The sequence below is a fragment of the Paenibacillus contaminans genome (assembly GCF_003285015.1).
GTDB lineage: Bacteria > Bacillota > Bacilli > Paenibacillales > NBRC-103111 > Paenibacillus_V > Paenibacillus_V contaminans.
Genome location: NZ_QMFB01000018.1, coordinates 81,655 through 106,243, shown reverse-complemented (window position 1 = coordinate 106,243; position 24,589 = coordinate 81,655). Strand labels below are relative to the sequence as shown.

Genomic DNA, 24,589 nt, shown 5'->3' with positions numbered 1-24,589 from the left:
AGCAGGCAGAGGTGTTGGGGGCAGTTGTTTTGGCGTGTGTTAGCAGAAGGATTATGATCCGGTTGTCATAATATTCCACTATTTGGGATCGAATTGTTGTATAATCTACCAAAATAGGAATGAAGGGAGGGGTGGAAGATGGCTATCCTAACGAATGGTAGAGGTCATATTTTTCTCGAATTTATTGAGATCGACGAGGCGGAGATAGCCGATATGGTATTGGAGGCACCCCTGACGCACGCTTTGCTCGTGATACGATACGAAGGTAAGTACCTTTTGATGTTTAATAAGTGGAAAAAACACTGGGAGCTGCCCGGCGGCATTATCGATGAAGGCGAAACGCCGCGAGAATGTGCAGTTCGGGAGCTGTTGGAGGAAACGAATCAGTCCGTACAGCTGCTAGAGTTCAAGGGACTCATGAAGTTTCAACTGAAGCCTGATGACAGAATCGAATACGGAGCCTTGTTTAGCGGCAGTCTTCAAGCGATTTCGCCGTTTCAAGCTAATGATGAGGCTGAGCAAATCGTATTTTGGGATACGGTCGAGGATATCGGGCATATTGATGAGATTGATAAAAAACTATTGGAGTTTTATTAGAGCGATAGCCGACTTGGGATAGGGGAGAGAGACGTTTGAATACAAGCTATGGGCAATTTATAGACGGAATTGTTTTTACAGGGGAGCTGCCAAAAGACATCGAGCGTTTCTTGACCTATCATCATGAGCATGAAACTTACGAGCACACCGTCTCGGTTGCCGATGAAGCGGTACGAATAGCGCGTTTGTTCGATGTTGATCCGGAGCTCGCAAGGACGGCTGCGTTACTCCATGACGTTAGCAACGTTATTCCGAAAACCATGATGATGACTCTTGCCGAAAATCAATCGATAACCGTCATGGAAGAAGAATTTCGCTATCCTCGCATTCTTCATCAGAAGCTTTCAAAAGATATGGCGAATAAAGTATTCGGCTGTTCGAATTTAGCTGTTTTAAGCGCAATTGAGTGCCATACGACCCTCAAAGCTAGGGCAAGCCGATTGGATAAAGTATTATTTGCCGCCGACAAAATATCGTGGAACCTCCCCGGCGAGCATCCGTTTCAAGAGGAGATGAAAGCAAGACTCGAACGGCTTGATTTGGACGGAGCTGTATTGGTTTACTTGAATCATGTTTGGGAGCAAAGAGATAAATTGAAGCTGGTGCATCCGTGGCTTATTGAGGCGAGAGAAGAATTGCTTGCGAATTGTTGAACCGAATATATCCCGGTAATACGGCCGATTTTCAGAGGAGTTTGCTATCACAGCAGCTCCTTTTTCTTTTGATCGCCATACATTGCCAATTGATTTAAGTTCATGTTAAAATTATATTGCAGCATATTGAATAAAGTAACTTAATTCAAAAAAACGAGAGTGATTTCATGACCAAAAACAATCTTAAACTCGGGGTTCCTGATCAAGAAGGACAGTTGTCTATTATGTTTTCACGGGGAGGACCACGTCAAGGCGCCGGACGAAAAGGTATCGGGCAAACAAAAAAGGTTTCGCTAACCCTTACGGAAGAAATATGGGACGAGCTTGAAATGCGCTGCACCGAATCAGGCCGCTCCAGGTCAGAAATCATACGTGACATGATAGAATCATTTATGGCAAAAAAGTAGCCGGGACGGGTGAGATCATTGTTGGTTAAGTTGAAGCGGCAGGTCTTAGTTAGCGCCATGCAGCATATAGCTGCCGGTTTATCGGCCAAACCCGTAATCCCCGTTCTTTCGGGGGTAAACGTGCAAGCCGGCGAAACGGAACTAACGCTGACGGCAAGTAATATTGCGATGACACTACAGTATAAAGCAGCTGCCGATGGAGATAATCTAGCAATTGAAAAGACCGGAAATATTGTTGTTCCCGCTCGCTATTTTATGGATATCGTCCGTATTATACCAGATGAGTTTGTAACTATCGAAGAGATCGGAAATCGACAAATTTGCATAAGATCAGGAAGAACCGTTTATCGGCTTTCCGCAATGAATGCTGAAGAGTTTCCGGAAACGGGTGCTATCGAGAACAAAGCCGGAATTCATATCGATAGCGATTGTTTCAAGAGAATGGTGAAGCAAGTATCTTTTGCCGCTTCTTCTTCGGAGTCCCGATTAATGCTAACGGGCGTTTTGTTCCAAACGGACGGCCCCAATCTCAAACTTGCGGCAACCGACGGTATCTGTTTGGCCTCACGTACGCGGAACGTTAACGCCTCGCAAACGGCAATATTCCCGCCGACAGTTATTCCTGCAAAGCATTTATATGATTACTCAAAAATGATTTCTGACGGATCAGGGGTTACGGAGGTTGCACTGGGGGATAACGGGATACGATTTACGACGGACAACTTCACTATGCACTCTTCATTGATTAGAGGGACGTATCCTTCCATCGACAAATTGACTCCAAATCGTTTCCATTCAGAAATAACTTTAGACACGCCTCAATTCCTTCATGCTGTTGAACGGGTCTCATTACTGTCCGGAGAAGCAAACGTTGTCGGCCTCCGAATATCATTGACAGGTATCGAATTGTTTGCCCGATCCGAAGATATCGGCGATGTTACGGAATTTATTCCTTTTGAAGAAACACTATTAGAGCCTATGACAGTATCTTTCAATGGCAAGTATATGAGAGAAATAATGCGAGCTATAGACAGCAAGTATACGCAGCTCAAATTCACAGGCAAAGATAAACCCATCATCATTCAGCCGTTTGACAGACAGAACGATTTATATATCATTACGCCAATTAGGACTGTTTCTTCCTGAAAATCTACTATCTATTTTTATGTGGGATTGTTAATACGAGCATTGTGTAACTCTTTATCGTGCGCCGGGAGACGCGACAATCGAAAGACAACATTTTGGCACGAATATAAAATGAGGAGGCAGTCGTTCAATTGAGCGGCTGTCTCCTTCTGTGTTAACGAATCGGCACGATTTATTTGTAACAAAACCCCAATTACTTACGTTTGTTTCTTGGGAGGTGTTTTTTTGATAAAAGCAATTATTATATTCCTTACCTTGCTTGTCGTAGTAGCATGTAGTCAATCATCACAATCCGAAGAACAAAAACCTTTAAATCCCCCTGTTCCTCCCGATCAGCCGGTTAACGCAGCCGTTCCTGCTCGCCCCAATGAACTTTTTACAGCAAGTATATCTGTCCCTAGTCAACTAAAATCCAAAGAAGAGTTCACTGTTGAGGCGACTCTTAAAAACTTATCCGATACTGACATCCGCGTACTGCATGGGGGTGGTGTCTTTTTTTTCGCAATTAAAGACAGCGACGGCAAGGGCGTTAATACATTTAGTATGGATGATGTAGGGATATTTCGTACGTTTCAAGGAAATGGAGCGATTACAGAACAGTACGTGTATAAACTTGAGAAGCCGGGTTTCTATGAAGTTTCGGCAGTTGCGAGAATCAAAGTGTATGAAGGGGAAGCCGAAAAACATATTGAAGTCGAAACAAACAAGGCAAAATTTGAGCTAGTACGCTGATCTATGAGCGGACGATAGCAGAACAATTTTATTAGGAACGGTGGAGGTATACATGCAACTCCTGATCGTTGTCTTACTGTTAATCATCATTGTCATGCTTCTTAGGATTAACTCAAAGCTACCTAGGCGTGATTTAGTCAAAGAAGCGCTAGACAGATACCATAAAGAAAAAGCAGCGGAAACTGATTCATTACGCGGTCCTTCTTAAGCTGCCGACATTACCAACCGACTAATCGGTTTTACAGGATACTTCAATTTCTAATCGTTCTATCTCAGGTAAAGTCTCGCCGATTCGGGTAAAATAAAAAAGTAGTAGGCTATCGACGATTAGGAGGCTTCAATGAAATGAAACAGAACAAATATGACGATCCCGGCTTTTTCGAAAAATATAGCGAAATGCCCCGTTCGGTCAATGGGCTGCAGGCTGCGGGGGAATGGCCGGCTTTTCGCGCATTGTTTCCGGAGCTGAACGGTAAAAAGGTACTGGATCTCGGCTGCGGCTTCGGCTGGCACTGCCGTTATGCGCGAGAGCAGCAAGCACGCTCGGTGGTCGGCATAGATCTTTCCGAAAATATGCTGGCACGCGCAAGAGCGAACACCGACGATCCCGCGATCGAATACCGCCGGCTTGCTATCGAAGACATCGACTATCCGGAAGGGGAGTTCGACGTAGTCATAAGCTCGCTGGCTCTTCACTATGTCGAGCGTTTCGACGACGTTTGCAGAAAAATCCATCATTGCCTCGTGCCGGGAGGAGCCTTCGTGTTTTCGGTCGAGCATCCGATTTTTACAGCGCTTGCCGCTCAAGACTGGTATTACGGACCGCAAGGCGAAAGGCTGCATTGGCCGGTCGACGACTACCAAAATGAAGGTCCGCGCCATACGAAATTTCTCGTGAACGATGTCACCAAATATCATCGAACGATGGCTACCCATGTAAATTCGCTTATCGAGTCGGGCTTCACGATTACGAATCTCGTCGAGCCTAAGCCGACACAAGAAATGCTCGAGCAAATTCCCGAAATGAAAGACGAGCCCCGCCGTCCGATTTTTCTGCTGATCGCAGCGGTCAAAAACGTATAAAGGGTGAGCAGCCATTAGAACGGAAAAAGAAATGTTCGATTTAATGCTTGGTTTGGCCGAGAGGGATGAACAAACCCGGGCGGTTTATATGAACGGCTCGAGGACTCGAAAGCGTCAGGAAATTACCTAAGGATGAGAAGGAAATATTTTGAAATCTATCGGTGTGAATGGTAATATTACGAATAGAAGGCTGCCGTATCGGATCGGCGGCCTTTTGTGTTAAAGACAGGATGTAAGATCATGGGAGGTGCAACTATGGCCATTCGGACGGCGGCAAGAGCAGTGATCATTAAGGACGAGTGGTTACTCGTACTGAGGAGGACTGGAGTCCAAGGCGAATTTTACGTTCTCCCCGGCGGCGGGCAAAATCATGGTGAAAGCATCCGGCAAGCGCTTGTAAGAGAAGTATTCGAGGAAGTAAGCTTGGAAGTGGAAATCAAGGAATTGCTATTTATTAATGAGTATATAGCTGTGAGAGATTCGATGTTTCCTGAAGTAGAGCAGGACGTGCATCAAATTGATTTCACATTTTTGTGCGGCATGATCACAGACAGCGAAGCTAAGGTTGGGTCGACCCCGGATGTGCATCAAATCGGAATCGCCTGGATTCCTCTGCATGAAATAACGGATTACGACTTGCATCCGGAAAATGACATTCACTTTATAATGGGCGCTCCGACAAGGAATGTTTTGGCGCAGTGGCTCGATAGTAAAGGAAGCCTGATAACGCCGATTCTCATTGAAGGATAATCGCGCTGCTGCGTGTGCTGAAGTACATTTCATGGAGGTTCAAGGATGAAGCGAAAACCGCGAGTGATCTCTATTGCAGCTGTTTCCGGAGGCGGAAAGACCACGGTAACGAACGAGTTGATCGGCAAGTTAAATAACGCGAAGGCTCTGTATTTTGATGACTATGAATTACCGGGGTGTCCGGACGACATATGTGAATGGGTTGAGAAAGGAGCGGATTACAATGAATGGAATCTGGCTCCGATTATTAAAGACATTCAGTTCCACCTAAATGACCGAAATGAATGTTTTGACTATATTTTGCTTGATTATCCTTTTGCTTATTTGAACAATGGTATGCGAGGGTATATCGATTTTGCCGTATATTTGGATACCCCTCTGGATATCGCAATGGGGAGGCGAATACTTAGGGGAGATACTAATTCGTTCGACGATTTGCGGAGTGATTTAAATAACTATTTATCCCGAGGAAGGGCGGCGTACTTGGAGATGGAAAGGACGGTCAAGCCGAATTCGGATATGATTATTGACGGTTCATTGCCTGCTGCATTTATTGCCGATAGGATAACAGAAGAGATAAGAAATAGAGGCTTGTGATAGTTTCAGGCGGCCCTTATATCGAAGCGCAAATTTGGAATCATAGGCTTCTTCATTCCATTCCCCATCAACCCCTCTGATCTGTCCGTATACAAAAATTTGTTACATAGGCATTCATCATTTTTGTCACATATAGGAAAATCAGTCACATATATGAAAAATATCGTTGACTATCCCAAGGCGCGCGGATAGACTCATCTTAACGTTAAGCTTTCCATGACGGACTTGCTGCGAGAGGAGAGATAGGCGCCATATGGTTGAAAAGAATGCTGCGTACCGCGAGCCGGAAACCGAACGCAGTGCAAAAGCGAAGCGGGTGGCCGTGATCGTCACGGAATACCGCTTCAATTCCCACGCCGACGTTATATTGGGTCGGCTGCTTGGTGATTTTCAATACCGGCCCTCGGTCGAGGTCGTATCCATTTTCACGGATCAGGTGCCGGCGAACGATATGAGCAGGGAAGCGGCGGCGCGGCACGGCATAACCATTAGTCCGACGATCGGCGATGCGATACGTGCCGCGCATGCCGGCGGACCTGTCGACGGGGTTATCATCATAGGCGAACACGGGGATTACCCGACGAATGAAAAGGGGCAGATCGAATACCCGCGAAGACGTTTTCTCGCGGAAACGATTTCGGCGCTCGACGAGCTCGGTTTGGCTGTACCGATTTTTTCGGACAAACATTTGGCTCATGGTTTCGACGACGCCTTATGGATGTACGAGCAAATGAAGATCCGCGGCATTCCTTTTATGGGCGGCTCGTCGATCCCGCATTGCGACCATGTGCCGGCCTTCGATCCTAGGCATTTGACATCGCTTCGGGACGTTCTCGTCATCAGCTCCGGAGGACTCGAAAGCTACGGGTTTCATGCAATGGAAGTGCTCCAGTCGCTGGCCGAGCGAAGAGATGGCGGCGAAACCGGGATACGCAGCGTACAACTGATCGACGGCGCGGGAGGGGAAGCGTGGGCCGTTATGGATCGCGGAGTGTGGCCGGAGGATTTGCTGCTCCATGCCATGGCCGCTTTCCCCGGTCTGCCTGCCGCTCATCCGAGAGTGCTGGAGCCGGATCCGGCGCTGTTTGTCCTCGAATACGCGGACGGTACGAAAGGTTTTATCCTCCAATTCAAAAGGCTAGTCGAGCAATGGGGCTTCGCATTCCGCTGTAAGGACGGCAAGGTGATCGCCGCCCGCTGCGACAGCGATTTGGAGCGGCCGTTCGCGCACTTCGAACGATTGACGCGTTTGATCGAAGCGTTCATCATAACGGGCAAACCGCCGTTTCCGATGGAGCGCACGCTTTTGACTACCGGGATGATCTGCGCCGCGATGGATTCTTTATTTCATGGCCAAAAGCTCGATACGCCCGCTCTTCAAATCCGATACGACTGCACGGAGGGATAAAGATGGAACACAATTTATCAGCGGGTATTCCGGAACGGCACACCCGTTTCACGCAGCTTCCGAACGGGGGAGGGCATAATGCGGTGTGGGATTTCGTGCGCTCGCCCGACGACCGCTTCTATATCAGCGTGTGCGGCGAGAACGAAAAGCCGTTAACGGCGCTGCTGTACGAATATGATCCGAAAACCGGCGGTTTGCGGCTTATGTTCGATGTGGCCGACATTTGGATCGTTGACCCGCAGCAAATGCCGCCGAGTAAAATCCATACGAGCATCGACTTTTTGCCCGATGGACGGCTTATTATGGCGACGCACAACACGGCCCCCGCACCGGGTCATAAGCAATGGATGTTCGAGCAGCACTACGAGGATATTTGGGAAGGGTATCCCGGTTCGATCTTGATGATCGTGAACCCGGATACGAACGACGTTCAAGTCAAAGGCATTCCCGTACCGAGAGAAAGTATTTATGGCGGCATGCTGGGGAACGACCCGCGTTATTATTACTTCCTCGGTTATATGAAGGGGCATTTTTACCGTCTCGACCTGGAGACGAACGAGGTAAAGGATTACGGCAAAGTGTCCGAATTTTCTTCCTGCAGGCTGGTTAAGGACGATAAGGGCCGTCTTTACGGAAGCTCCTATACGGGAGGATTGTGGAGATACGACCCCGACCGCGACGAGATCGAGGACTTGAAAGCGAGTTTCGACTCGCCGAACGGCACGAAGCATAGGAGGCAATTTATTTTCGCGCTTCATTCGCCGCGGGGGACTTTATTCATGGTCGATAATATGGACGGGGAAATGATCGAGCTGCATCCGGAAACGCTGGAAATAACGAGGCACGGTCCGATCTATCTTCGTCATCAAATACCGGGAAATCCGTACGGCATCGGGGGGCTCGCGGCGGATGAAAACTTCGTGCTCTATTACGGGCTGAAAACGTACGACGACTATTACCCGATCCGGCTTGTGCGATGGGATATTTTGAACGGGGGAGAGCCGGAAAATCTCGGAGTCGTCGCGCCGCAAGGGAAAGATTCGCAGTATATTTGCGAAATGATTTTCGACCGCGACGGCTGGCTTCATATGGTCGACGTATGCGGCGAGTTTTCTCCGTACGTACTGGCTGTCGAAACGAAAAAGCTGCAGCCTCCGGGTCCGGAAGCGCCGCCCGTTCCGCTCAGACCGTACACCGAACCGGATTGGAACGGAGTCGGCAGTCCCGCGTTCATGCATATTCGCGCGAAAACGGTTCGTACGCTGCCGCTGCATCGGTATATGGATTGGCGCGACACGGCGGTTAAACACGTCTGCGCCGGCAATGGCCGCGTATACGCCATCGGCGGCAAAGATCGCGTGTACTTGATCGCATCCGATTATTCGGAGGAACAACCGCGCGACATCGCGGTCATCTATGAAACGGCTGCCGCCGTATCATGCATGGACGCAGATGCAGGGAAGATCGCGGTCCTGGCGGCCGACGGCGCTATCCTGCTCGTCGACCCCCTGTTGGGATCAAGCGGCGTTCGGATAGCGGTTCCTGCGGGCAGCGGGCTTGCGAGACTGCACTTCCCTCTCGAAGGGAACGAGTTGATCGCAAGCGATCGCAACGGATGCGTATACGTTTGCGATGCCGTTAACGGCGGCTTGCGCCTGCTGCCCGATATTCATGTCGGAGGAAACGGGGCGGAATTGGTCAAGCTGGACAACAATCGGATACTGCTGTCCGGCAATAACGACGAAATGTTCGTATACGACATCGCCGCGCAACGCGCCGAAACGCTGTCGGTCCGGGCTGCTTCCATCAGGGGGAGAGCGTTCAAGGCAACCGTGACGGGAGGCGCCGTTCTCGGGGACGGAACCGTCGTGGCCGGGACGGCGGACGGCATGCTGTTTACGATAACGTCCGATCTGAAAAGGACTATCGCATACGGAAGGCTGCATTCAAGCGGACAACTGCGGAATTTTATCAAGCGCAGCGAGGATGAAGTGCTTGGCATATACGGCGGAGTTCGGGATGCCGGCCATCTGTTCCATTTCGCGCGCGAAAGCGGCTTTGTCGATTTGGGCCGTCCGCGTGTCATTAAAGACAATATCGAGCTGCGCGATGCCGATACGGAGTGGGCTTGTATCCATTATATTTCCCATTTGGCTTACGATCGCGCGGAAGATTGCCTGAGCGTGGCGTCGGGAGAAAGCTACGGCTGCGTTATCCGCTACAAAGGCGTGGAGTGTCCATGACGGCGCCTTCCGTGCGGATTTGCAGCCGGCATGCGGGGGGCAACATTCGGGTATTGTCCGTAGAAGAAGACTGCGTCACACTGGAGCAAGAGCTGCGGGACACGTCGGGCTGGTGGTTTTACTGGAATTTTTCCGCCGCCGCCGCAAGCGGGAAGACGATACGCTTCGAATTCGCCAATGGGGAAGTGATCGGGCGACGCGGGCCTGCCGTGAGCGAAGACGGGATCGACTGGCGATGGCTGGGTGAAGAGTCGCGCTTGTCAGTGACGGCGTTTTCGTACACGTTTCGCGAGGGAACCGAGGCTGACGGGGGCGAGAACGTATATTTTTGTTTTTGCATGCCTTATCAATTGCATCATTTCGAGCGTTTTTATTCCCGCATAGCGGAGCGTAAAAATGTTAGGCGCGGCTTGCTGACCCATTCCGAGCAGCTGCAGGCTGTTCCCCTCTTGACGGTAGGAAATGCCGCCGCGGATCGGCATATTTTTTTCACGGCAAGACATCACGCATGCGAATCCGCTCCTTCCTATATGCTGGAGGGATTGCTGGAGAGTTTGCTTGACGCTAGCTCCGCGGCCGGCTCGTCCTCTGTATTGGAACGGTTTATGATCCATTATGTCCCGTTCATGGACATCGACGGAGTGGAGAACGGCGACCAGGGCAAATCTCGCCTTCCTCATGACCATAACCGCGATTACACCGATGCACCGATTTACCGCTCGACTTCCGCGCTCATGCATTATGCGAAAGGACTGCGGACCGTTGTCGCCATCGATTTCCATGCCCCGTTTAAATGGGGGGATCGTAACGATACGCCTTTTTTCGTGAAGCGCGATTCTCCTGTGAAGGAGCAAATCGAAGCGTTGAGCGGCCTGGTGGAGCAGACGACCGGCGAGCGCCGGGATCGGGATGTTATCCGGCATCGATCCGTCCATGATCTGGCCATGGGAGAAGATTGGAACATGCCGGGCAGCCGTACATGCGCCAATTTTTTCGCTGAATTGGGTGTGCCTCTGGCATGCAGCTACGAATTTCCATACTGCGGAGATGCCGGAACGCCGATCACGGCGGAAAACGCGAGGCGGTTCGGACAAGATTTTGCCCGTGCGCTTGAGCTGTACCTGGGGGCTATTTAACGTACAATATATGATTTGCCTATAAACAGTTTGTCGGCCGAATCGGCGGTGGCAGAGGCGCAGGGGTATCCCCTGGGACCTCTGCCTTTTTGGTAGTTGCAGCACGATAGCGTTTTTCTTGTTTATCTGTGCCCGTCGGGAGGGCCGGATGAAACGAAAGTACGTAATTTTGTTATGCCAAAATCAAAACAATGTGAATGATATCCGTTCGGACAAAGTGATACAGTTAATTCGTAAAACGAAACGTTAACCCCATACATACGGAAAGGAGCGGTTTTAAAGGAAGAGAAATGTAAGCGTTTGCCAATCGTGAGTTGTCAAATGGACATTATGGATCGATGGGAGTGATAGTTATGCTAAAACGTTCTATGATCGGAACGACGCTGCTGGGCGTCATGCTCATGGCGGTTTCCCCTGCTATGGCAAGTGCGGGGAATGGGAAGCCGGGCGAAGTCGGAGCAAATACCGCGGCTATCGTCGCCGGCGAAGCTGCCTCAAAGAAAACGGCCTCCGTCGACATCGTCTCAGCCCCCAATAACGCCTCGGCCGCCCCGGCATCGGCAGAAGCGCTGGCCGCGCAAGTCGCAAAGCTCGGGGCATCGATCGGCTCGGCGGCACGCCCCCGTTTGAAGCAGTTCCTCGAAAACGTGCGCGATCAAGCAAACGCTTCGATCGGAGCGCCGAATTTTTCATCCGAAGACGCCTTGAACGTGAGCAAGTCGCTGCAATACGCGATCAAGCTGGCGAAGGACGCCGAAGCAGCTAACGACGAAACGCTTTGGAACGATACGCCGTTTATCGCCTATGCGGTGCCGCCGCTCAGTCCGGAGCTGCGGAAACCGGACACGCTTCCGGAGGACGGCGAGGTCGGCGATCGGCTTTCGATAATAGCCGCACAGGGAGAAGTTGAAGCCGCTTCTTTTATTCTCGCCCCGCTAGAGAACGTCGGCTCGGTCACGTTTGCAACTTATGACTTGAGCGGGGAAGGCGGCACGATTCCCGCGAGCGCTATCGATTTGCGCGTAGTGAAGAACTGGTACCAGGGCGGAACCGCATGGTACAGCTATTTCGGCGACAGCTCCAAAAGCGTGCTTGTCCCTGAGCTGCTGCTGCATGACGAAACGCTGATCCGCGTCGATGATGAACGGCAAGGGAATTCGCTGCGCGTCGACTACCCGGAAGGTTCGCAATATATCGACATTTCCAGTGTATCGACCGCCAAATTCGATTATTATTCCGCACCGGTCGAAGACAGCCCGTCCTTGCTTCCGATCGGGCTGAAGCAAGGAGCCGCCAAGCAAATGTGGCTGACCTTTAAGGTGCCGGCCGGGACGGCTGCCGGCGTGTACAACGGAACGATCGGCATAACCGCCGACGGAGCCCCGGCAGGCCGGATCAAGCTGCAAATCCGCGTGCTTCCGTTCGAGCTTCCCGCGCCGAAGACGTATTACGACCTGAACAAGGACTTCTACGTCATGCTGTACCATGGAAGCCGTCTGAAGGAAGGATTGGCGGCGACGAAAGGGAATACGGCATTGGTCGAAACGAGACTGCTGAACGAATATCGCAATATGGCCGAGCACAACGTGTTGAACATACCCGGCCCGCTGTATTCGGCTGCGGATAAAAACACATTTCTTAGACAGCTGCAGCTTATGCAGCAGGCCGGACTCGACTTGGACCCGCTCTTCGGGGTCAAGCAGACTTATCCGACTTACAGCTTTTATACCCAATACATCAATTACATGAAGGCCAAGCAAACGTACGAAGCGAATCCGACCGAGGCCAACAAGCAGGAGATGGATAAGTTTTATACCAACTGGCGCAAAGGGATCAACGATTACTTGCCTACGCTGGACGATGCGATCAATGTCGCAAGCCAATTTCTCGGACATAATCGCCTTTATTTCGACGGTTGGGATGAAGCCGGCTGGGACATGCTCCAGTTTCAACAGGAGATTTGGAGCTACTTGCAGGACAAAGGCTACAAGGTTTTTGCAACGGGCAATCAATCCCATTTGAATTTGAACGTCAAAGAAAACTATTTGAACTGGGTCGGGGAGCCGACGCGAGAAAGAGCCGCGCAGTGGCATGCTTTCGGCGACGATAAAATGATTACAAACTACGCGTTCCCGCACACCGGACCGGAAAACCCGGATTTGATGAGGCAGCGGCATGGGTTATGGGTGTACAAAGCGAACTACGACGCTACTTATAATTACGAATATTACGGGAGCCCGAACAATATTTGGAACGACAACTCGTTCAACGTATTCCGCTCCTTCAGTCTCGTTTATCCGACGAAAACGGATGTAATCGACACGATTGCTTGGGAAGGCGTTCGCGAGGGGATCGACGATATCCGCTATGCTACGAAGCTCAAGCAGGTTGCGGCCGATGCGCTCGCATCCGGCCGGCAGGATCGGATCGCCGCCGCCAATCAGGCGCTCGCTTGGCTGGAAGACGCCGACGAGCGTTCCACTAATCAAGACTTGCTGCGACTGGAAATGATTCGTCATATCCTGCACATGCTGGACTTGGAGCATGCGCAATAAAGGAGGGGAAAACGGATGAAATCAAGTGTAAACGCGAAAACCGGCATGCAGTCAATCGAGCGCGCAGAGACCAAACCGGCAGTCCATTCAAAGCTACTAAAGCTTCTTATCGCGCTGCTCCTCGTGCTCGCCTGGAACGTCTCAAGTCCGGGACAAGCGCAAAAGGCGGATGCCGCGGACAAGAAGGTGTACGAGGTTACGTGGGCGACGGAAGATTTGGCGACTCCGATGAACTGGGTGCAGAGCCGGTATTTCAATAATCCGCAATATAAGGAAACGCGTTTCGAAAATTATGGCGGTACCACTCCGATCCCTCCGGGAGGCGTGCGCGAGACGTCGTTTTACATGGTATACAAGGAAGACGGGCTGTATATGTTTATGCAGTCCAATGAAGAGGAAAGCGATGCCGACGGCAAGCTGAAGCCGAGCTCGCTTGAATTTTACGTGCAGACGGGCGAGGGGGACTTGCCGTACCATCAAGTCATCGTGCCGACCGACGGCGAGAATCTCGAGTATTACGAATGGCAGACCGAATATCGGCATAACCGGCCGTTCCAAGGGAACATTCGCGTGAATTCCGCCCAAATACCGAGCGGTTGGGGTACCGTTGTCGTCATCCCTTGGGAGGCCGTTTACGATTCGATTCCGCTGAACGGAGAAAACTGGGGGTTCAACATGATTCGCTGGTCTCCTACGGTTTCTCCGACATGGGGAGGCAATGTGCATCAGCCGGGCCGATTCAATCAGCTGCACTTTCAGCCGACGGCGGCGGAGCAGCGAATGGAGATTCAGAAGCATGTGTTGACCGAAGCCTGGGACTCGTTCCAAGCGAAATCCGCGGAGCTTGGCGGCTATTGGCTGACAAATGCGGCGACGCGGGAGCCGGCTTTTTATAACCGCTACGTTTTGCCGCTGATCGTGGACGGTACTGCGAACGGAGCCTGGATGAACAGGCTGGAAAGCCTGAATGCGACGGAGCTCGATAAGCTATACGGCCATGTGGACGAATGGATGGAGCTAAGATACGACGTGGATGATCGGCGCAGGCAGTATGTGAAGAGGCTGCTGCTTGGCCAAGAGGTTATGAGCGCAGGTGCGCCGGGCAAGCCGGTGCTGTCCGGCGACAATGGACACGATACGGGGCTTCTTGACGGAAATTTCAATATCCGCATGGATATGTGGTGGGGAAATAACGGCACCGTCTACAAGCTTTACGAAAATGATGCCCTTATCGACACCCGCGTGCTCGCCGACCATTCGCCCAATGCGCAATCGACGGTAACGGCGGTTACTTATAAACCGAACGGCGTTTACCGTTACTACGCCGAGCTCGTTAATGATGCCGGCACGACGAGAAGCGACGTTCTGACCGTAAATGTAACGCAAGCCGCTCCGGGCAAACCGGTCTTGTCGCATAATAATTGGGATGGGGATGGGAGCTTCGCCATAACGATGAACATGTGGTGGGGTGTGAACGGAGCGGAGTACCGTCTGTATGAGAACGGCGTGCTGATCGATACGCAAGCGCTGACGCAAGCGACGCCGCAGGCGCAGTCGGCCGTTACGACGATCGTTCAAAAGCCTGTAGGCACGTACGAGTATATCGCCGAGCTTGTCAACTATGCAGGCGCCGTTTCCAGCACGAAGATAACGGTGGCCGTAACGCGGCCATAAAATCACGATGATCGCGGCGGAGGCCGGCCTCCGCCGCGTATCCGTGACTCTGGGCTGCGCTTTACCTTGTTTAACTCGGGCTTGCGTTCCGCCGCGCCCATAAGCCGCTTCCCCGCGAGGGGACGGCTTTTCCCGCATGATTGCCGGTATCGGGCGAAGTTGTTACTATTAAGTATCGGAAATGACCTCGGACAGAAATAGGTGAGAAGAATGACTGCCGTAAAGTACGCCATTAACCGGATCATGCCTGCCAAGCTGAAGTATCGTTTCTTCTATGCCTTTATCCTGTTCGTGCTCGTTCCGCTTGCCGGCATTCAGATCTACCAGTTCCAAAAAATCGAAAATATGATCAAATACCGGATCAGCCAATTGAACCATAATCAACTGGAGCAAATCGCGCAATCGTTCGACGAAATGAAAACGACGATGATCAAAGCGATGCTCACTTTGGAAAACGACGGCAACGTGCTGTCCGTTCTGCAAAATCCCGGTCAATACGGGCAAGCGGAACGGGAAGGCATGCTGGAGGAACGTTTCAAATCGCTGCAAAGCGTGGAACACGGCTCGTATATGCAATATGCATTAAACGATGTCCATAACAACCGGTACCGGTCTTACGCGTCGGAAGAAAACGGAGGCCCGATCATTCCGGACAAGGGCTTCGACAGTTTATTGAACGGCAGTTCTTCCTATCGGCTGCTGCTCAGCGAAGCGGAAAGCGCCGAATTGTGGGACCGTGCGCCCCTGTTTACGCTGTACTCCGTAGTACGAAGTCCCAACATGGAACCGATCGGGACGCTGCGGATTCGCGTCGATTACCAGGAATGGTTCAAGTCGGTCGCCAAAGAAATGTCCACGGGGCAGAGTTACTTTATTGCGGACAGTACGGGGGCGGTCATCGCCCGGACGAAAAACGGGCTGCCTTTGCAATCCGGCATCGTTCGCGAGCTTATGGCTCAGACGGTCGACGGCGGCCCCGCTTATCATTTTGACAAAACGACCAATGCCCTGATCAATGTCCGCTATCTTCCATCTATGGAGTGGTATATTTTCAACCAGTTTCCGATCGATTTGTTTCTGGGAGATTTGAAGGAGATGCAGCGTCAGGTGCTGGTTACTTTATATATCATGCTCGGCGTGTTCTCGGCCATCACCTTGCTGATTTCCGCTTCGGTTACCCGGCCGCTCGCGCAGCTGCAAAAAAAGATGTCGCAAATGGTGAAAAAAAATTTGAATATCCATCTCCCGGAAGAGCATTACAAAGGGGAAGTGCTGGCTCTCAATCAATCGTTCAACCGGATGGTCGCGGATATTCATCATTTGGTGGAGCAGTTGAAGATCGAGGAACGGCAAAAGGAAGCGATCCATTCCCAAATGCTGCTTAATCAGATCAACCCCCACTTTCTGTTGAACACGCTGAATTCGATCAAATGGATTGCGGTCGACCAAAAAAACGACGAAATCGCCGATATATGCGTGGCCTTGGGAAAGCTGCTGGAATCCGGGCTGAACTCGGAGCTTGAGCTGATCTATTTGAAGGATGAGATCGATTTGGTCAAGGCTTATGTGTATATTCAAAAATACCGCTACGACCAATTGTTCGACATCGCGTACGAAGTCGATCCTGCTCTGGACTATGCGCTCGTGCCGAAGCTGGGGCTGCAAACCCTTGTCGAAAACGCTATTAATCACGGATTCTCGCAGATGGAATCGGGAGGGTGGATCGTTATTCGCGCATTTGCGGAACGGAAGAAGCTGCATATGGAAGTGGAGGATAACGGGATCGGTCTCGAACGGTCGAAGCAATCGATCATCAAACGGAATCGAAGGGGCATCGGGCTGGCCAACCTGCGCGAACGGTATCGCCTCCTGTTCAAAAACGAGGCCGAGGTACGGCTTATTTCGCTATCCCAGGGCACGAAGGTAATCCTGTCGTTTCCGCTGCTTGTTTCCATTCCTTACAGCTTGGAGGGTGCCGGTCATGTGGACGATTCTGATCGTTGAAGACGAGGCTCATGTCAGAAAATCATTAAGAAAAAACGGCTGTTGGGAAGAAAGCGGGTTTACCGTAATCGGCGAGGCGAGCAACGGAGAGACGGCGCTCGCTTTTATCAAGGAGCACAGACCGGATCTTGTCATTTGCGATATTGTCATGCCGATTATGAACGGAATCGATCTGCTCAAGAAAACAAAGGAATCGGACATGACCGGTTTGTTTGTGATGCTGACGTGCATGAACGAATTCGAATACGCCCGGCTCGCGCTGCAGAACGGAGCCTTCGATTACATGCTGAAGCTGTCGATGAATACCGAGGCGCTGCGGAATATGTTGGGGAAAGTCGATGCCGAATTGCGGCGGTTGGCCGGACAGACCTCGCTGCGCACGCTCGTCGAGGTTCAGCCGTTGTATGCGGCTATGTGGGAGAGGCTGACGGATGTCAAGCAAGAGCCGGCAGCCGAACCGTACGGCAAGTATATGGAGGCGATGCCGCCGTATGTAACGGTTTGTTCCGCGTTGAACGGAAACGAGCCTTTTACGGTTAACGAGTTTTCGGCATTGCAGTTGACGGAGCGGGACACCCATGCCATCGTCCACCGGTTTTCCGCGATGGGCATAACGACTTTATTTTACTGGAGCCGGACCGAACCGAAAGCAAGGCCGCTTCAAGGCCGGACGTCGTCGTTTCCGCTTGTTATCTGCGTATCCGTTCCGAGGGAGCGCTTATTCGAAGCTTGGAAAAGCGTGCTTTGGAAATTGGACGAATGCTGGTACAACGGGGAAAAACAGGTGTACTACGTCGATCGCGGGCTGCGAGACTGCGGAAGCGAGCATATGTTGTCATGGAAAATCGAGCGCACTTTGATCCAATATTTCGAGCAGGCGAAGCTTAAGGAATGCGAGGCTTTGCTGGAAGAAATCTGGAATCGTATGGAGCAGGACGCATTTCCGATATATAGAGTCAAACATGCGGCGAATCAGTTCGATAAGCTGCTGTTCCGGATATCCCCTTACGCGACCGCCGTCCCCTGCGATCTTTCCATGTGCACCAGTCACCAAGAGCTTAAGAATAAGCTGCTTGCCAGATTGAGGAGCGGAATGGGCGGCGGCAAAAGAGGAAAGGATTCGTTTACCGATCACGGCGAAATCAACAAAATATTGGACTATATTCACGAGCAATACGGCGAGCCGATTACTTTGAAATCGATGGCCCGCTTCGTGGCGCTGGAGGAGCATTATTTAAGCAGCCTTTTTAAGAAAAAAACGGGCTGGAATTTCATCGATTACTTGCATGGCGTAAGAATCGAGAAAGCCAAACATTTTTTGGACCATTCGGGAATGACCGTCCATGAGGTCGGCAAACGCGTCGGCTTCGTCAACGACAATTACTTTATCAAAATATTCAAGCGATTCGCCGACATGACGCCGAACATGTACCGGCAGGCCAAAGGGAACGACAGCGGAAGCGGAAGTACATGATTTTGTTCTATAAAGATCAAACCGATGTGAATCAAATACGCTTCGCCTCCGTGCTACACTTTACTTGTAAGCAATCGGACAACAGGAGGTGAAGACGTGCAAGGCCATGCAATGGCAAGAAGCGCAAAAAAAGTTTGGCGTCATCGGGTGTTTTATTTCATGCTATTGCCGGGGCTGTTGTGGTTTGCGGTTTATAGGTATGCTCCGATGTATGGGGCTGTAATCGCTTTCAAGGATTTCGATTTGTTTGGGGGGATATGGGCAAGTCCGTGGGCCGATCCATGGTATAAGCATTTTAAACTGTTTTACGATTCCCCTTATTTTTCCGAACTGCTGCTCAATACGTTTTTGATCAGCTTTTATAAGCTGATTTTCGGCACACTGCCGCCGATCGTGATGGCGCTGATGCTCAACGAATGCCGCTCGACATGGTTTCGGAACTTGATCCAGACGCTCAGCTACATGCCCCATTTTCTTTCGTGGGTCATTATTTACGGCATATTGCTCGCTTTTCTTTCTCAGTCGACGGGGCTTTTGAATCGCTTGCTTGTCGATTGGGGAGGGAATTCGGTCCCGTTCCTGCAGTCGACGGATTGGTTTCGCAGCATACTCGTCGGCTCGGACATTTGGCAAAATGCCGGATGGGGCGCAATCATTTATTTGGCGGCGATGACGGGAGTCGATCCGACGCTTTACGAGGCGGCCCGGGTAGACGGGGCGAGCAGGCTGCGCATGATTTGGCATATTACGATCCCCGGCATCCGCAACGTAATCGTGCTGCTGTTGATCTTGAGACTCGGCCATATGCTCGATGCCGGCTTCGATCAAATTTATATCCTGTACAATATCCAGGTGTATCCGGTGGCCGATATTATCGATACCTGGGTGTTCCGCACCGGTCTGCAACAGATGAATTTCAGCTTGGCGTCGGCGGTCGGGTTGTTTAAATCGGTGATCGGCCTCATCCTCATTCTCGGCGCGAACCGGATTGCGAAGAAATGGGGGGAAGGCATTTGGTAAAAGGGATCGAAGACAAAATATTCGATGCCGTCGTGTACTCGATTTTGGTGCTCGTCGGATTGGCGGTTTTATTCCCGCTTTTCTTCGTCCTCTCCGTATCCGTCACGCCGATGAGCGAAGTGTTGAAAAATGGGGGCTTTATCGTCTTTCCGAAGAACGTTACGTTCGTCGCCTACAGGGAGCTGCTGGGAGACCAAGCGATTCCACGCGCGTTTTTGGTCACGGTGTTTATTACGGTTATCGGAACGGCCGTCAACATGGCCCTCACCACCCTCATGGCGTATCCGCTTAGCCGGAAAACGCTGCCGGGACGCAGTTTTTTCCTGCTGATCATTCTCATAACCCTGCTCTTCAGCGGCGGCCTGATTCCGCTCTATTTAACGGTGAAAGCGACGGGGCTGCTGAATTCGGTGTGGGCGATGATTATTCCGGGGGCGGTCGGGGCGTTTAATATTTTGATCATGAAGAGCTTTTTCGAAAATTTGCCGGAAGAATTGTTCGATTCCGTACGGATCGACGGTGCGAAGGAATTGCGGATTTTGCTGCAAATCGTGCTGCCTCTGTCGGTGCCGGTTATGCTGACGATCGGACTTTTTTACGCCGTGGGACATTGGAACGAATTTTTTCAAGCGATCATGTTCATCACGAACCGGGAGCTTTACCCGATTCAAGTCATCGTGCGCGACTTCCTGACCATGGCCCAAAATCCGATTGAAAACGTGGACACGCCGGTTCCTTCCGAGTCCGTCCAAATGGCTGCGGTTATCGTGGCGTGCGCGCCGATTATCGTCGTTTATCCGTTCATACAGAAGCATTTTACAAAGGGTATGCTTATTGGCTCTATCAAAGGCTGAAGGGGAGATCGTCCATGATCAAGAAGAAAGCGGCTTCATCTTTATTAATCGCAGTATTATCGATCGGCACCGTATTGGCCGGCTGTGGAGGCAGCGGAGGCGGCTCGGGTGCCAGCGGCGGCAGCGTGCAGCCGTCTGCCGGCAGCGCGAGCCCGGTGAAGCCGGCGGAGAAGGTCAAGCTGGAGATTATGACCGACGGAGCCGGCTCGAAGCTTCCGGAAGGCGCCAATGATCGGATCAAATTAAAGCTAGACGAGAAATTGAATACGGATATCCAGCTGACGCTGTATAGCGGGGACGCAGCCAACCAGTTAAACCTTCGCATGGCCGGCGGCGATTACCCGGACTTGATCAACATCGGCCGCGTGCAGATGCAGGAATATGCCCGGAAAGGGCTTCTGCTCGATTTGACGCCGTATATGGGCAAGCTGGAGCAAGCGAGGAAGTTTATCGGCGAAGACGCCTTGAAGAAAGGCACCGTTGACGGAAAAATATATGCGCTGCCGAAGAAAGCGTCCATTCCTTACTTTAATGTGTGGATTCGCAAGGATTGGCTGGACAAATTGAAGTTGAGCATGCCTACGACGCCGGAGGAATTTTTCAATGTGGCCAAAGCGTTTACGGAAGGCGATCCGGACGGCAACGGCAAGAAAGATACGTACGGATTTACGGGAACCGGCCTCAACTCCTTGTCCCCGATTTTCAGCGCATTCGGCGTGGGGGATCTCGACACCTTCTATATGAAAAACGGCAAGCTGACGAATTCGTTCCACGATCCCGCCATGAAAGACGCTTTGCAGTTCGTCAACGACATGATCAAGGCCGGCGTGATCGATCCGGATCTTCTGTCCAATACGGGCACCCAGCATGAGAAAAAAGCGTTCCAAGGGAAAGCCGGCATGATCTGGAACGGCTTTCCGCGCATGACGCTGAAAGCGTCCGTCGACGAATACAAGGCGGTCAACCCGGATGCCGAGTGGGTGCAGATGCCAGCTTTGAAGGGAGCGGGAGGACAATTTGCCGGCGTGTGGGATGTCGGCATAGCTCCGGGCTTGCATGCGATTCCGAAAGCGATCGAGAAAGATCCGGTCAAGCTGCAGCGCTTGTTCGATCTGCTGAATTACGTCGCCAGCCCGGAAGGGAACTCGCTTGTCGCCCATGGCGAAGAAGGGCGGCACTGGAACAGGGAGAACGGCAAAATCGTCCGGACCGAACTGCGGGCGAAAGAGGTCGTGTTCATGTATCAGCTGCTGGGCAGGGAAGAAATGGAATACTTAGCATCCGGCTATCCGAAAGAAGCCATCGAGTTTTCCGCCAAAACGCCCCGCATTGAAGTATATAACGGATTCCTGGATCTTCCGGACGGATACAACCCGGCGGACTCCTATCGCTTCATGGAAGAGGAAATGGCGAAATTCGCGTACGGCAAGCGTCCGCTCGGAGAATACGGCGATTTCCTGAAAAGACTGGACGAAACGTTTAAGTACAAGTTGATGACGGACTCGGCGGAAAAGCAGTTGAAGGAATTGGGGATTGTAAAATAAGATCGGAGGCAAGGCCGGGATGGGCATAACGCCGCATTCCGGTCTTTTTCGAAATGTCAGAAAGTATATCCTCCGCTGATTGTTCCATTCCCCGGTAAACGCGCCTTGTCCTTAAAGGACGGCGAAGCCGTTTATCCTTGCTTCGTCTAAACTTCATCCTATCCTGTCCGCCGCAGAAGCAGGCTTGGAGCCGCTTGCTCTGACAATGCCTTTCCGTCTTTTGGCAAACGCTATTCCGACTACCCCCGCAATGACCATAGACGCTCCGATCAGATGGTAGTAAGCCAGCTGCTCGTTCAAGAAAATAACGCCGCCGAATATCGTAACGATCGTCCCTACATTGTTGAAAATGCTCATTCTTGAAGCTTCGATTTGCGATAGGGCGTAATTGGACAGCAACGAGGTGCCGAGGGACGAAAAGATGCCAAGATACACCATCGCCCAAATAAACGCCGGAGAAGCAAAAGGGTCAAAATAGTGCATCAGCGTTCCTTGAGCCGTGTGACGAGCGATGGATATAAGATTAAACGATACAAAGCCGATCAAAGACATCATGAAGGTGATATCCAGCAGATGATGCTTTTGCGTTAATTTGCGGGCGAGTACGCTATAAGCGGCCGAAGACAGCGCCGATAACAGAATAAGCACAATGCCGACCATACTCGATCCATTCCATTGAACGCCTTTCAGGACGAAGATGATCACGACGCCGGCAACCGTCAGCAATGTGAACAGCTTCTGGAGCAAGGTCGAATGTTCGTTCAAGAAGAAGGACGCCATCAGCATAGTAAAAATCGGGACTAGAGCGTGAATAATGCCTGCCTCTGCGGATGTCGTATACACAAGTCCGAAGGTTTGCAGGGTGAAGAACAGAAACGGGTAAAATAAAGCCAGCGGTACGATCGACAGCAGTCCTTTCCTGTCAAAGCGAATACGGCGGCGGGCGATCACAAGCGCGACGGCAGCGGCGCCAAGCGAAATCGTAAAGCGATGCGCCAGCGTATCGAGCGGGTGGGAAACCTCGAGCGCCAGCTTCACAAACATAAATGAGAACCCGATTATGAAAGCATACGAAATTGCGGCCGTATATGCGCGTCCCGTTTGCCGGTTATTCATAAAAAAACCTCCTCTATTTTCTTGCTTCAGCCTGTATCGTCGACGATTTCCCCTAATAGTAAGGGCTGGACGGCTATGCTACAATATCTAAAAAAGCGAACTATACCGGTACAGATGATTTGAGGAGTGGTTTTTTTGCATAAATATATGCACCTGTTTAACGAACTGGAGGCCGGCATACAAAACAGCACGTTTAAGCAAGGAAGCAAGCTTCCTTCGATCCGTGAATTAGCGGAACGATATCGTTACAGCAAAAGCACGGTGCTTGCGGCTTTGGAAGAATTGGAAAGACGGCATATGATATATTCCGTTCCCAAAAGCGGCTACTATGTAGTTCAGACGGCTGACAAACGGGAGGTGCAGGGACGCTGTTCCATTGATTTTGCCGCGTCGTCGCCTGATCCGGAGCTGTTCCCGTATTTGGATTTCCAGCATTGTATCAACAAGGCCATCGATATGTATAAAAACGATCTTTTCATTTACGGCACGACGAAGGGGCTGCCTTCCCTGCTGAGCGTCATACGCAAGGAGCTTGCTTACTCCCAAGTGTTCGCCCAGGAGAGGAATATCGTCATAACCTCGGGTGTGCAGCTGGCGCTGGCGCTCCTGACGTCGATGCCTTTTCCGAACGGCAAGAAAACCGTATTGATCGAGCAACCGGGCTATCATTTATTCATCGATCATCTGTTGCTCCACCAAGTGCCGGTCGAGGGTATTTACCGGACAGCCGACGGGGTGGATATGGATCGTTTGGAGCATCTTTTTAAAACGAAAGACATTAAATTTTTTTATACGATTCCCCGGTTCCATCCTCCTTTAGGCACTTCTTATACGGAACGGCAAAAAAAAGAAATGGTAGAGCTTGCCCGCAAATACGACGTGTATTTGGTCGAGGACGACTATATGGCCGATTGGGAGCAGAACAGTAAAGCCGACCCTTTGTACGCCTATGACCTTGATTCCCGTGTTATTTATTTGAAAAGCTATTCCAAAATCGTTTTTCCGGGGCTTCGCATAGGTGCAGCCGTTCTGCCGGAAGCAATGGTGGAGATGTTTACCCGCTATAAACGTTCGATCGATATCGACAGCTCTATGCTCTCGCAAGGAGCGCTGGAAATTTATATAAAAAGCGGCATGTTTGCGCGGCATAAAGAAAAGCTGCAGGAGTCCTACGCCCGCAGAGCCAGGAAGCTGGACGACGTGCTGAAACAAGAAGCGCTGAACAGCGGCGGGGCGTTCACGTATCGCTCCATCAAAAATCCGAGCATACATACTCACTTAGTGCTGGATGAGCGTGTATCGATTCCCGGTGTAATCAGCCGGTTAAAAAAGCAAAAGATATGGCTTGAGCCGATGGACAGGCATTATTTGCCCGGGTATATGCAGAACCATCTGCTAAAGTTAAATGCCAGCAAAGTTAAGGAAACCGATATCGAATCAGGCATTATTCAGTTGGGGGAGGCACTGCGTAAGGAGCTGTCCAAAATGAAAGCCAAGTGATGAACCGGTTGTTAAAAATATGATTGCAAATTACGAACGCATGTTCTAGAATAGTGGTAGCAAATGGAATTGTCTAGGAGATTCCTTGTCGAGATT

The 24,589-nt window shown here is 51.1% G+C and carries 21 protein-coding genes; 20 read left to right on the top strand and 1 reads right to left on the bottom strand.

What is annotated here, in order from left to right; genetic code table 11:
* The first annotated feature begins 138 nt into the window (after positions 1–138).
* The 19 genes from DQG23_RS26660 (at position 139) to DQG23_RS26570 (ending at position 21,877) form a co-directional block, all read left to right on the top strand.
* On the top strand, positions 139–597 hold the full coding sequence (locus DQG23_RS26660) for an NUDIX hydrolase (RefSeq protein WP_113034081.1): 459 nt from the start codon (positions 139–141) through the stop codon (positions 595–597).
* A 35-nt stretch (positions 598–632) separates the two neighbouring features.
* Entirely contained in the window at positions 633–1,250 is a 618-nt protein-coding gene (gene yqeK, locus DQG23_RS26655; RefSeq protein WP_113034080.1) for a bis(5'-nucleosyl)-tetraphosphatase (symmetrical) YqeK, read from the top strand.
* A 167-nt stretch (positions 1,251–1,417) separates the two neighbouring features.
* Positions 1,418–1,657 carry a ribbon-helix-helix domain-containing protein gene (locus DQG23_RS26650; protein ID WP_113034079.1) on the top strand — a complete coding sequence of 80 codons (240 nt, stop codon included), beginning with the start codon at positions 1,418–1,420 and terminating at the stop codon, positions 1,655–1,657.
* Positions 1,658–1,678: 21 nt separating this feature from the next.
* The gene (gene dnaN, locus DQG23_RS26645; protein ID WP_113034078.1) at positions 1,679–2,803 is read left to right on the top strand and encodes a DNA polymerase III subunit beta; all 1,125 of its coding nucleotides are present in this window, start codon (positions 1,679–1,681) and stop codon (positions 2,801–2,803) included.
* Between the two features lie 225 nt (positions 2,804–3,028).
* Complete coding sequence (locus DQG23_RS26640) at positions 3,029–3,535, top strand: hypothetical protein (RefSeq protein WP_113034077.1); 507 nt, start codon at positions 3,029–3,031, stop codon at positions 3,533–3,535.
* A gap of 345 nt (positions 3,536–3,880) precedes the next feature.
* On the top strand, positions 3,881–4,618 hold the full coding sequence (locus DQG23_RS26635; protein ID WP_113034076.1) for a class I SAM-dependent methyltransferase: 738 nt from the start codon (positions 3,881–3,883) through the stop codon (positions 4,616–4,618).
* A 13-nt stretch (positions 4,619–4,631) separates the two neighbouring features.
* A complete protein-coding gene (locus DQG23_RS26630; protein ID WP_113034075.1) occupies positions 4,632–4,748 on the top strand; it encodes an aminoglycoside 6-adenylyltransferase in 117 nt (38 codons plus the stop codon).
* Positions 4,749–4,873: 125 nt separating this feature from the next.
* Positions 4,874–5,368 (top strand): NUDIX domain-containing protein, encoded by a 495-nt coding sequence (locus DQG23_RS26625; protein ID WP_158560707.1) that lies wholly within the window; start codon positions 4,874–4,876, stop codon positions 5,366–5,368.
* Between the two features lie 45 nt (positions 5,369–5,413).
* The gene (locus DQG23_RS26620; protein WP_113034073.1) at positions 5,414–5,965 is read left to right on the top strand and encodes a nucleoside/nucleotide kinase family protein; all 552 of its coding nucleotides are present in this window, start codon (positions 5,414–5,416) and stop codon (positions 5,963–5,965) included.
* Between the two features lie 253 nt (positions 5,966–6,218).
* The gene (locus DQG23_RS26615) at positions 6,219–7,373 is read left to right on the top strand and encodes a hypothetical protein (RefSeq protein WP_113034072.1); all 1,155 of its coding nucleotides are present in this window, start codon (positions 6,219–6,221) and stop codon (positions 7,371–7,373) included.
* 2 nt (positions 7,374–7,375) lie between these two features.
* Complete coding sequence (locus DQG23_RS26610) at positions 7,376–9,616, top strand: hypothetical protein (protein ID WP_113034071.1); 2,241 nt, start codon at positions 7,376–7,378, stop codon at positions 9,614–9,616.
* Entirely contained in the window at positions 9,613–10,752 is a 1,140-nt protein-coding gene (locus DQG23_RS26605; protein WP_113034070.1) for a M14 family zinc carboxypeptidase, read from the top strand. The genes DQG23_RS26610 and DQG23_RS26605 overlap by 4 nt, the downstream gene beginning before the upstream one ends.
* A gap of 353 nt (positions 10,753–11,105) precedes the next feature.
* Positions 11,106–13,307: a hypothetical protein gene (locus DQG23_RS26600; protein ID WP_113034069.1), complete on the top strand. Its 2,202-nt coding sequence runs from the start codon at positions 11,106–11,108 to the stop codon at positions 13,305–13,307.
* A gap of 15 nt (positions 13,308–13,322) precedes the next feature.
* Complete coding sequence (locus DQG23_RS26595) at positions 13,323–14,981, top strand: early set domain-containing protein (protein WP_113034068.1); 1,659 nt, start codon at positions 13,323–13,325, stop codon at positions 14,979–14,981.
* A gap of 210 nt (positions 14,982–15,191) precedes the next feature.
* Positions 15,192–16,985: a sensor histidine kinase gene (locus tag DQG23_RS26590; RefSeq protein ID WP_113034067.1), complete on the top strand. Its 1,794-nt coding sequence runs from the start codon at positions 15,192–15,194 to the stop codon at positions 16,983–16,985.
* Complete coding sequence (locus DQG23_RS26585; protein WP_113034066.1) at positions 16,963–18,459, top strand: response regulator; 1,497 nt, start codon at positions 16,963–16,965, stop codon at positions 18,457–18,459. Before DQG23_RS26590 ends, DQG23_RS26585 begins: the two co-directional genes overlap by 23 nt.
* 111 nt (positions 18,460–18,570) lie before the next feature.
* The gene (locus DQG23_RS26580) at positions 18,571–19,479 is read left to right on the top strand and encodes an ABC transporter permease (protein ID WP_113034143.1); all 909 of its coding nucleotides are present in this window, start codon (positions 18,571–18,573) and stop codon (positions 19,477–19,479) included.
* Positions 19,473–20,333: a carbohydrate ABC transporter permease gene (locus tag DQG23_RS26575; protein WP_113034065.1), complete on the top strand. Its 861-nt coding sequence runs from the start codon at positions 19,473–19,475 to the stop codon at positions 20,331–20,333. The genes DQG23_RS26580 and DQG23_RS26575 overlap by 7 nt, the downstream gene beginning before the upstream one ends.
* A 14-nt stretch (positions 20,334–20,347) precedes the next feature.
* Positions 20,348–21,877: an extracellular solute-binding protein gene (locus DQG23_RS26570; RefSeq protein ID WP_113034064.1), complete on the top strand. Its 1,530-nt coding sequence runs from the start codon at positions 20,348–20,350 to the stop codon at positions 21,875–21,877.
* 153 nt (positions 21,878–22,030) lie between these two features.
* On the opposite strand, the gene DQG23_RS26565 is transcribed toward DQG23_RS26570, so the two are convergent.
* Positions 22,031–22,993, bottom strand: a complete 963-nt coding sequence (locus DQG23_RS26565) for a DMT family transporter (RefSeq protein WP_113034063.1) — start codon at positions 22,991–22,993, stop codon at positions 22,031–22,033.
* A 135-nt stretch (positions 22,994–23,128) separates the two neighbouring features.
* On the opposite strand from DQG23_RS26565, the gene DQG23_RS26560 reads away from it, so the two are divergent.
* Positions 23,129–24,493 carry an aminotransferase-like domain-containing protein gene (locus tag DQG23_RS26560; RefSeq protein WP_113034062.1) on the top strand — a complete coding sequence of 455 codons (1,365 nt, stop codon included), beginning with the start codon at positions 23,129–23,131 and terminating at the stop codon, positions 24,491–24,493.
* Positions 24,494–24,589 lie beyond the last annotated feature (96 nt).

Coding starts and splice junctions, on each gene's coding strand:
- DQG23_RS26585 (WP_113034066.1), top strand. CDS start 16,963: ATGTGGACGATTCTGATCGTTGAAGACGAGGCTCATGTCAGAAAATCA.
- DQG23_RS26595 (WP_113034068.1), top strand. CDS start 13,323: ATGAAATCAAGTGTAAACGCGAAAACCGGCATGCAGTCAATCGAGCGC.
- DQG23_RS26600 (WP_113034069.1), top strand. CDS start 11,106: ATGCTAAAACGTTCTATGATCGGAACGACGCTGCTGGGCGTCATGCTC.
- DQG23_RS26590 (WP_113034067.1), top strand. CDS start 15,192: ATGACTGCCGTAAAGTACGCCATTAACCGGATCATGCCTGCCAAGCTG.
- DQG23_RS26565 (WP_113034063.1), bottom strand. CDS start 22,993: ATGAATAACCGGCAAACGGGACGCGCATATACGGCCGCAATTTCGTAT.
- DQG23_RS26615 (WP_113034072.1), top strand. CDS start 6,219: ATGGTTGAAAAGAATGCTGCGTACCGCGAGCCGGAAACCGAACGCAGT.
- DQG23_RS26635 (WP_113034076.1), top strand. CDS start 3,881: ATGAAACAGAACAAATATGACGATCCCGGCTTTTTCGAAAAATATAGC.
- DQG23_RS26625 (WP_158560707.1), top strand. CDS start 4,874: ATGGCCATTCGGACGGCGGCAAGAGCAGTGATCATTAAGGACGAGTGG.
- DQG23_RS26570 (WP_113034064.1), top strand. CDS start 20,348: ATGATCAAGAAGAAAGCGGCTTCATCTTTATTAATCGCAGTATTATCG.
- DQG23_RS26580 (WP_113034143.1), top strand. CDS start 18,571: ATGGCAAGAAGCGCAAAAAAAGTTTGGCGTCATCGGGTGTTTTATTTC.
- DQG23_RS26610 (WP_113034071.1), top strand. CDS start 7,376: ATGGAACACAATTTATCAGCGGGTATTCCGGAACGGCACACCCGTTTC.
- DQG23_RS26605 (WP_113034070.1), top strand. CDS start 9,613: ATGACGGCGCCTTCCGTGCGGATTTGCAGCCGGCATGCGGGGGGCAAC.
- DQG23_RS26650 (WP_113034079.1), top strand. CDS start 1,418: ATGACCAAAAACAATCTTAAACTCGGGGTTCCTGATCAAGAAGGACAG.
- DQG23_RS26660 (WP_113034081.1), top strand. CDS start 139: ATGGCTATCCTAACGAATGGTAGAGGTCATATTTTTCTCGAATTTATT.
- DQG23_RS26620 (WP_113034073.1), top strand. CDS start 5,414: ATGAAGCGAAAACCGCGAGTGATCTCTATTGCAGCTGTTTCCGGAGGC.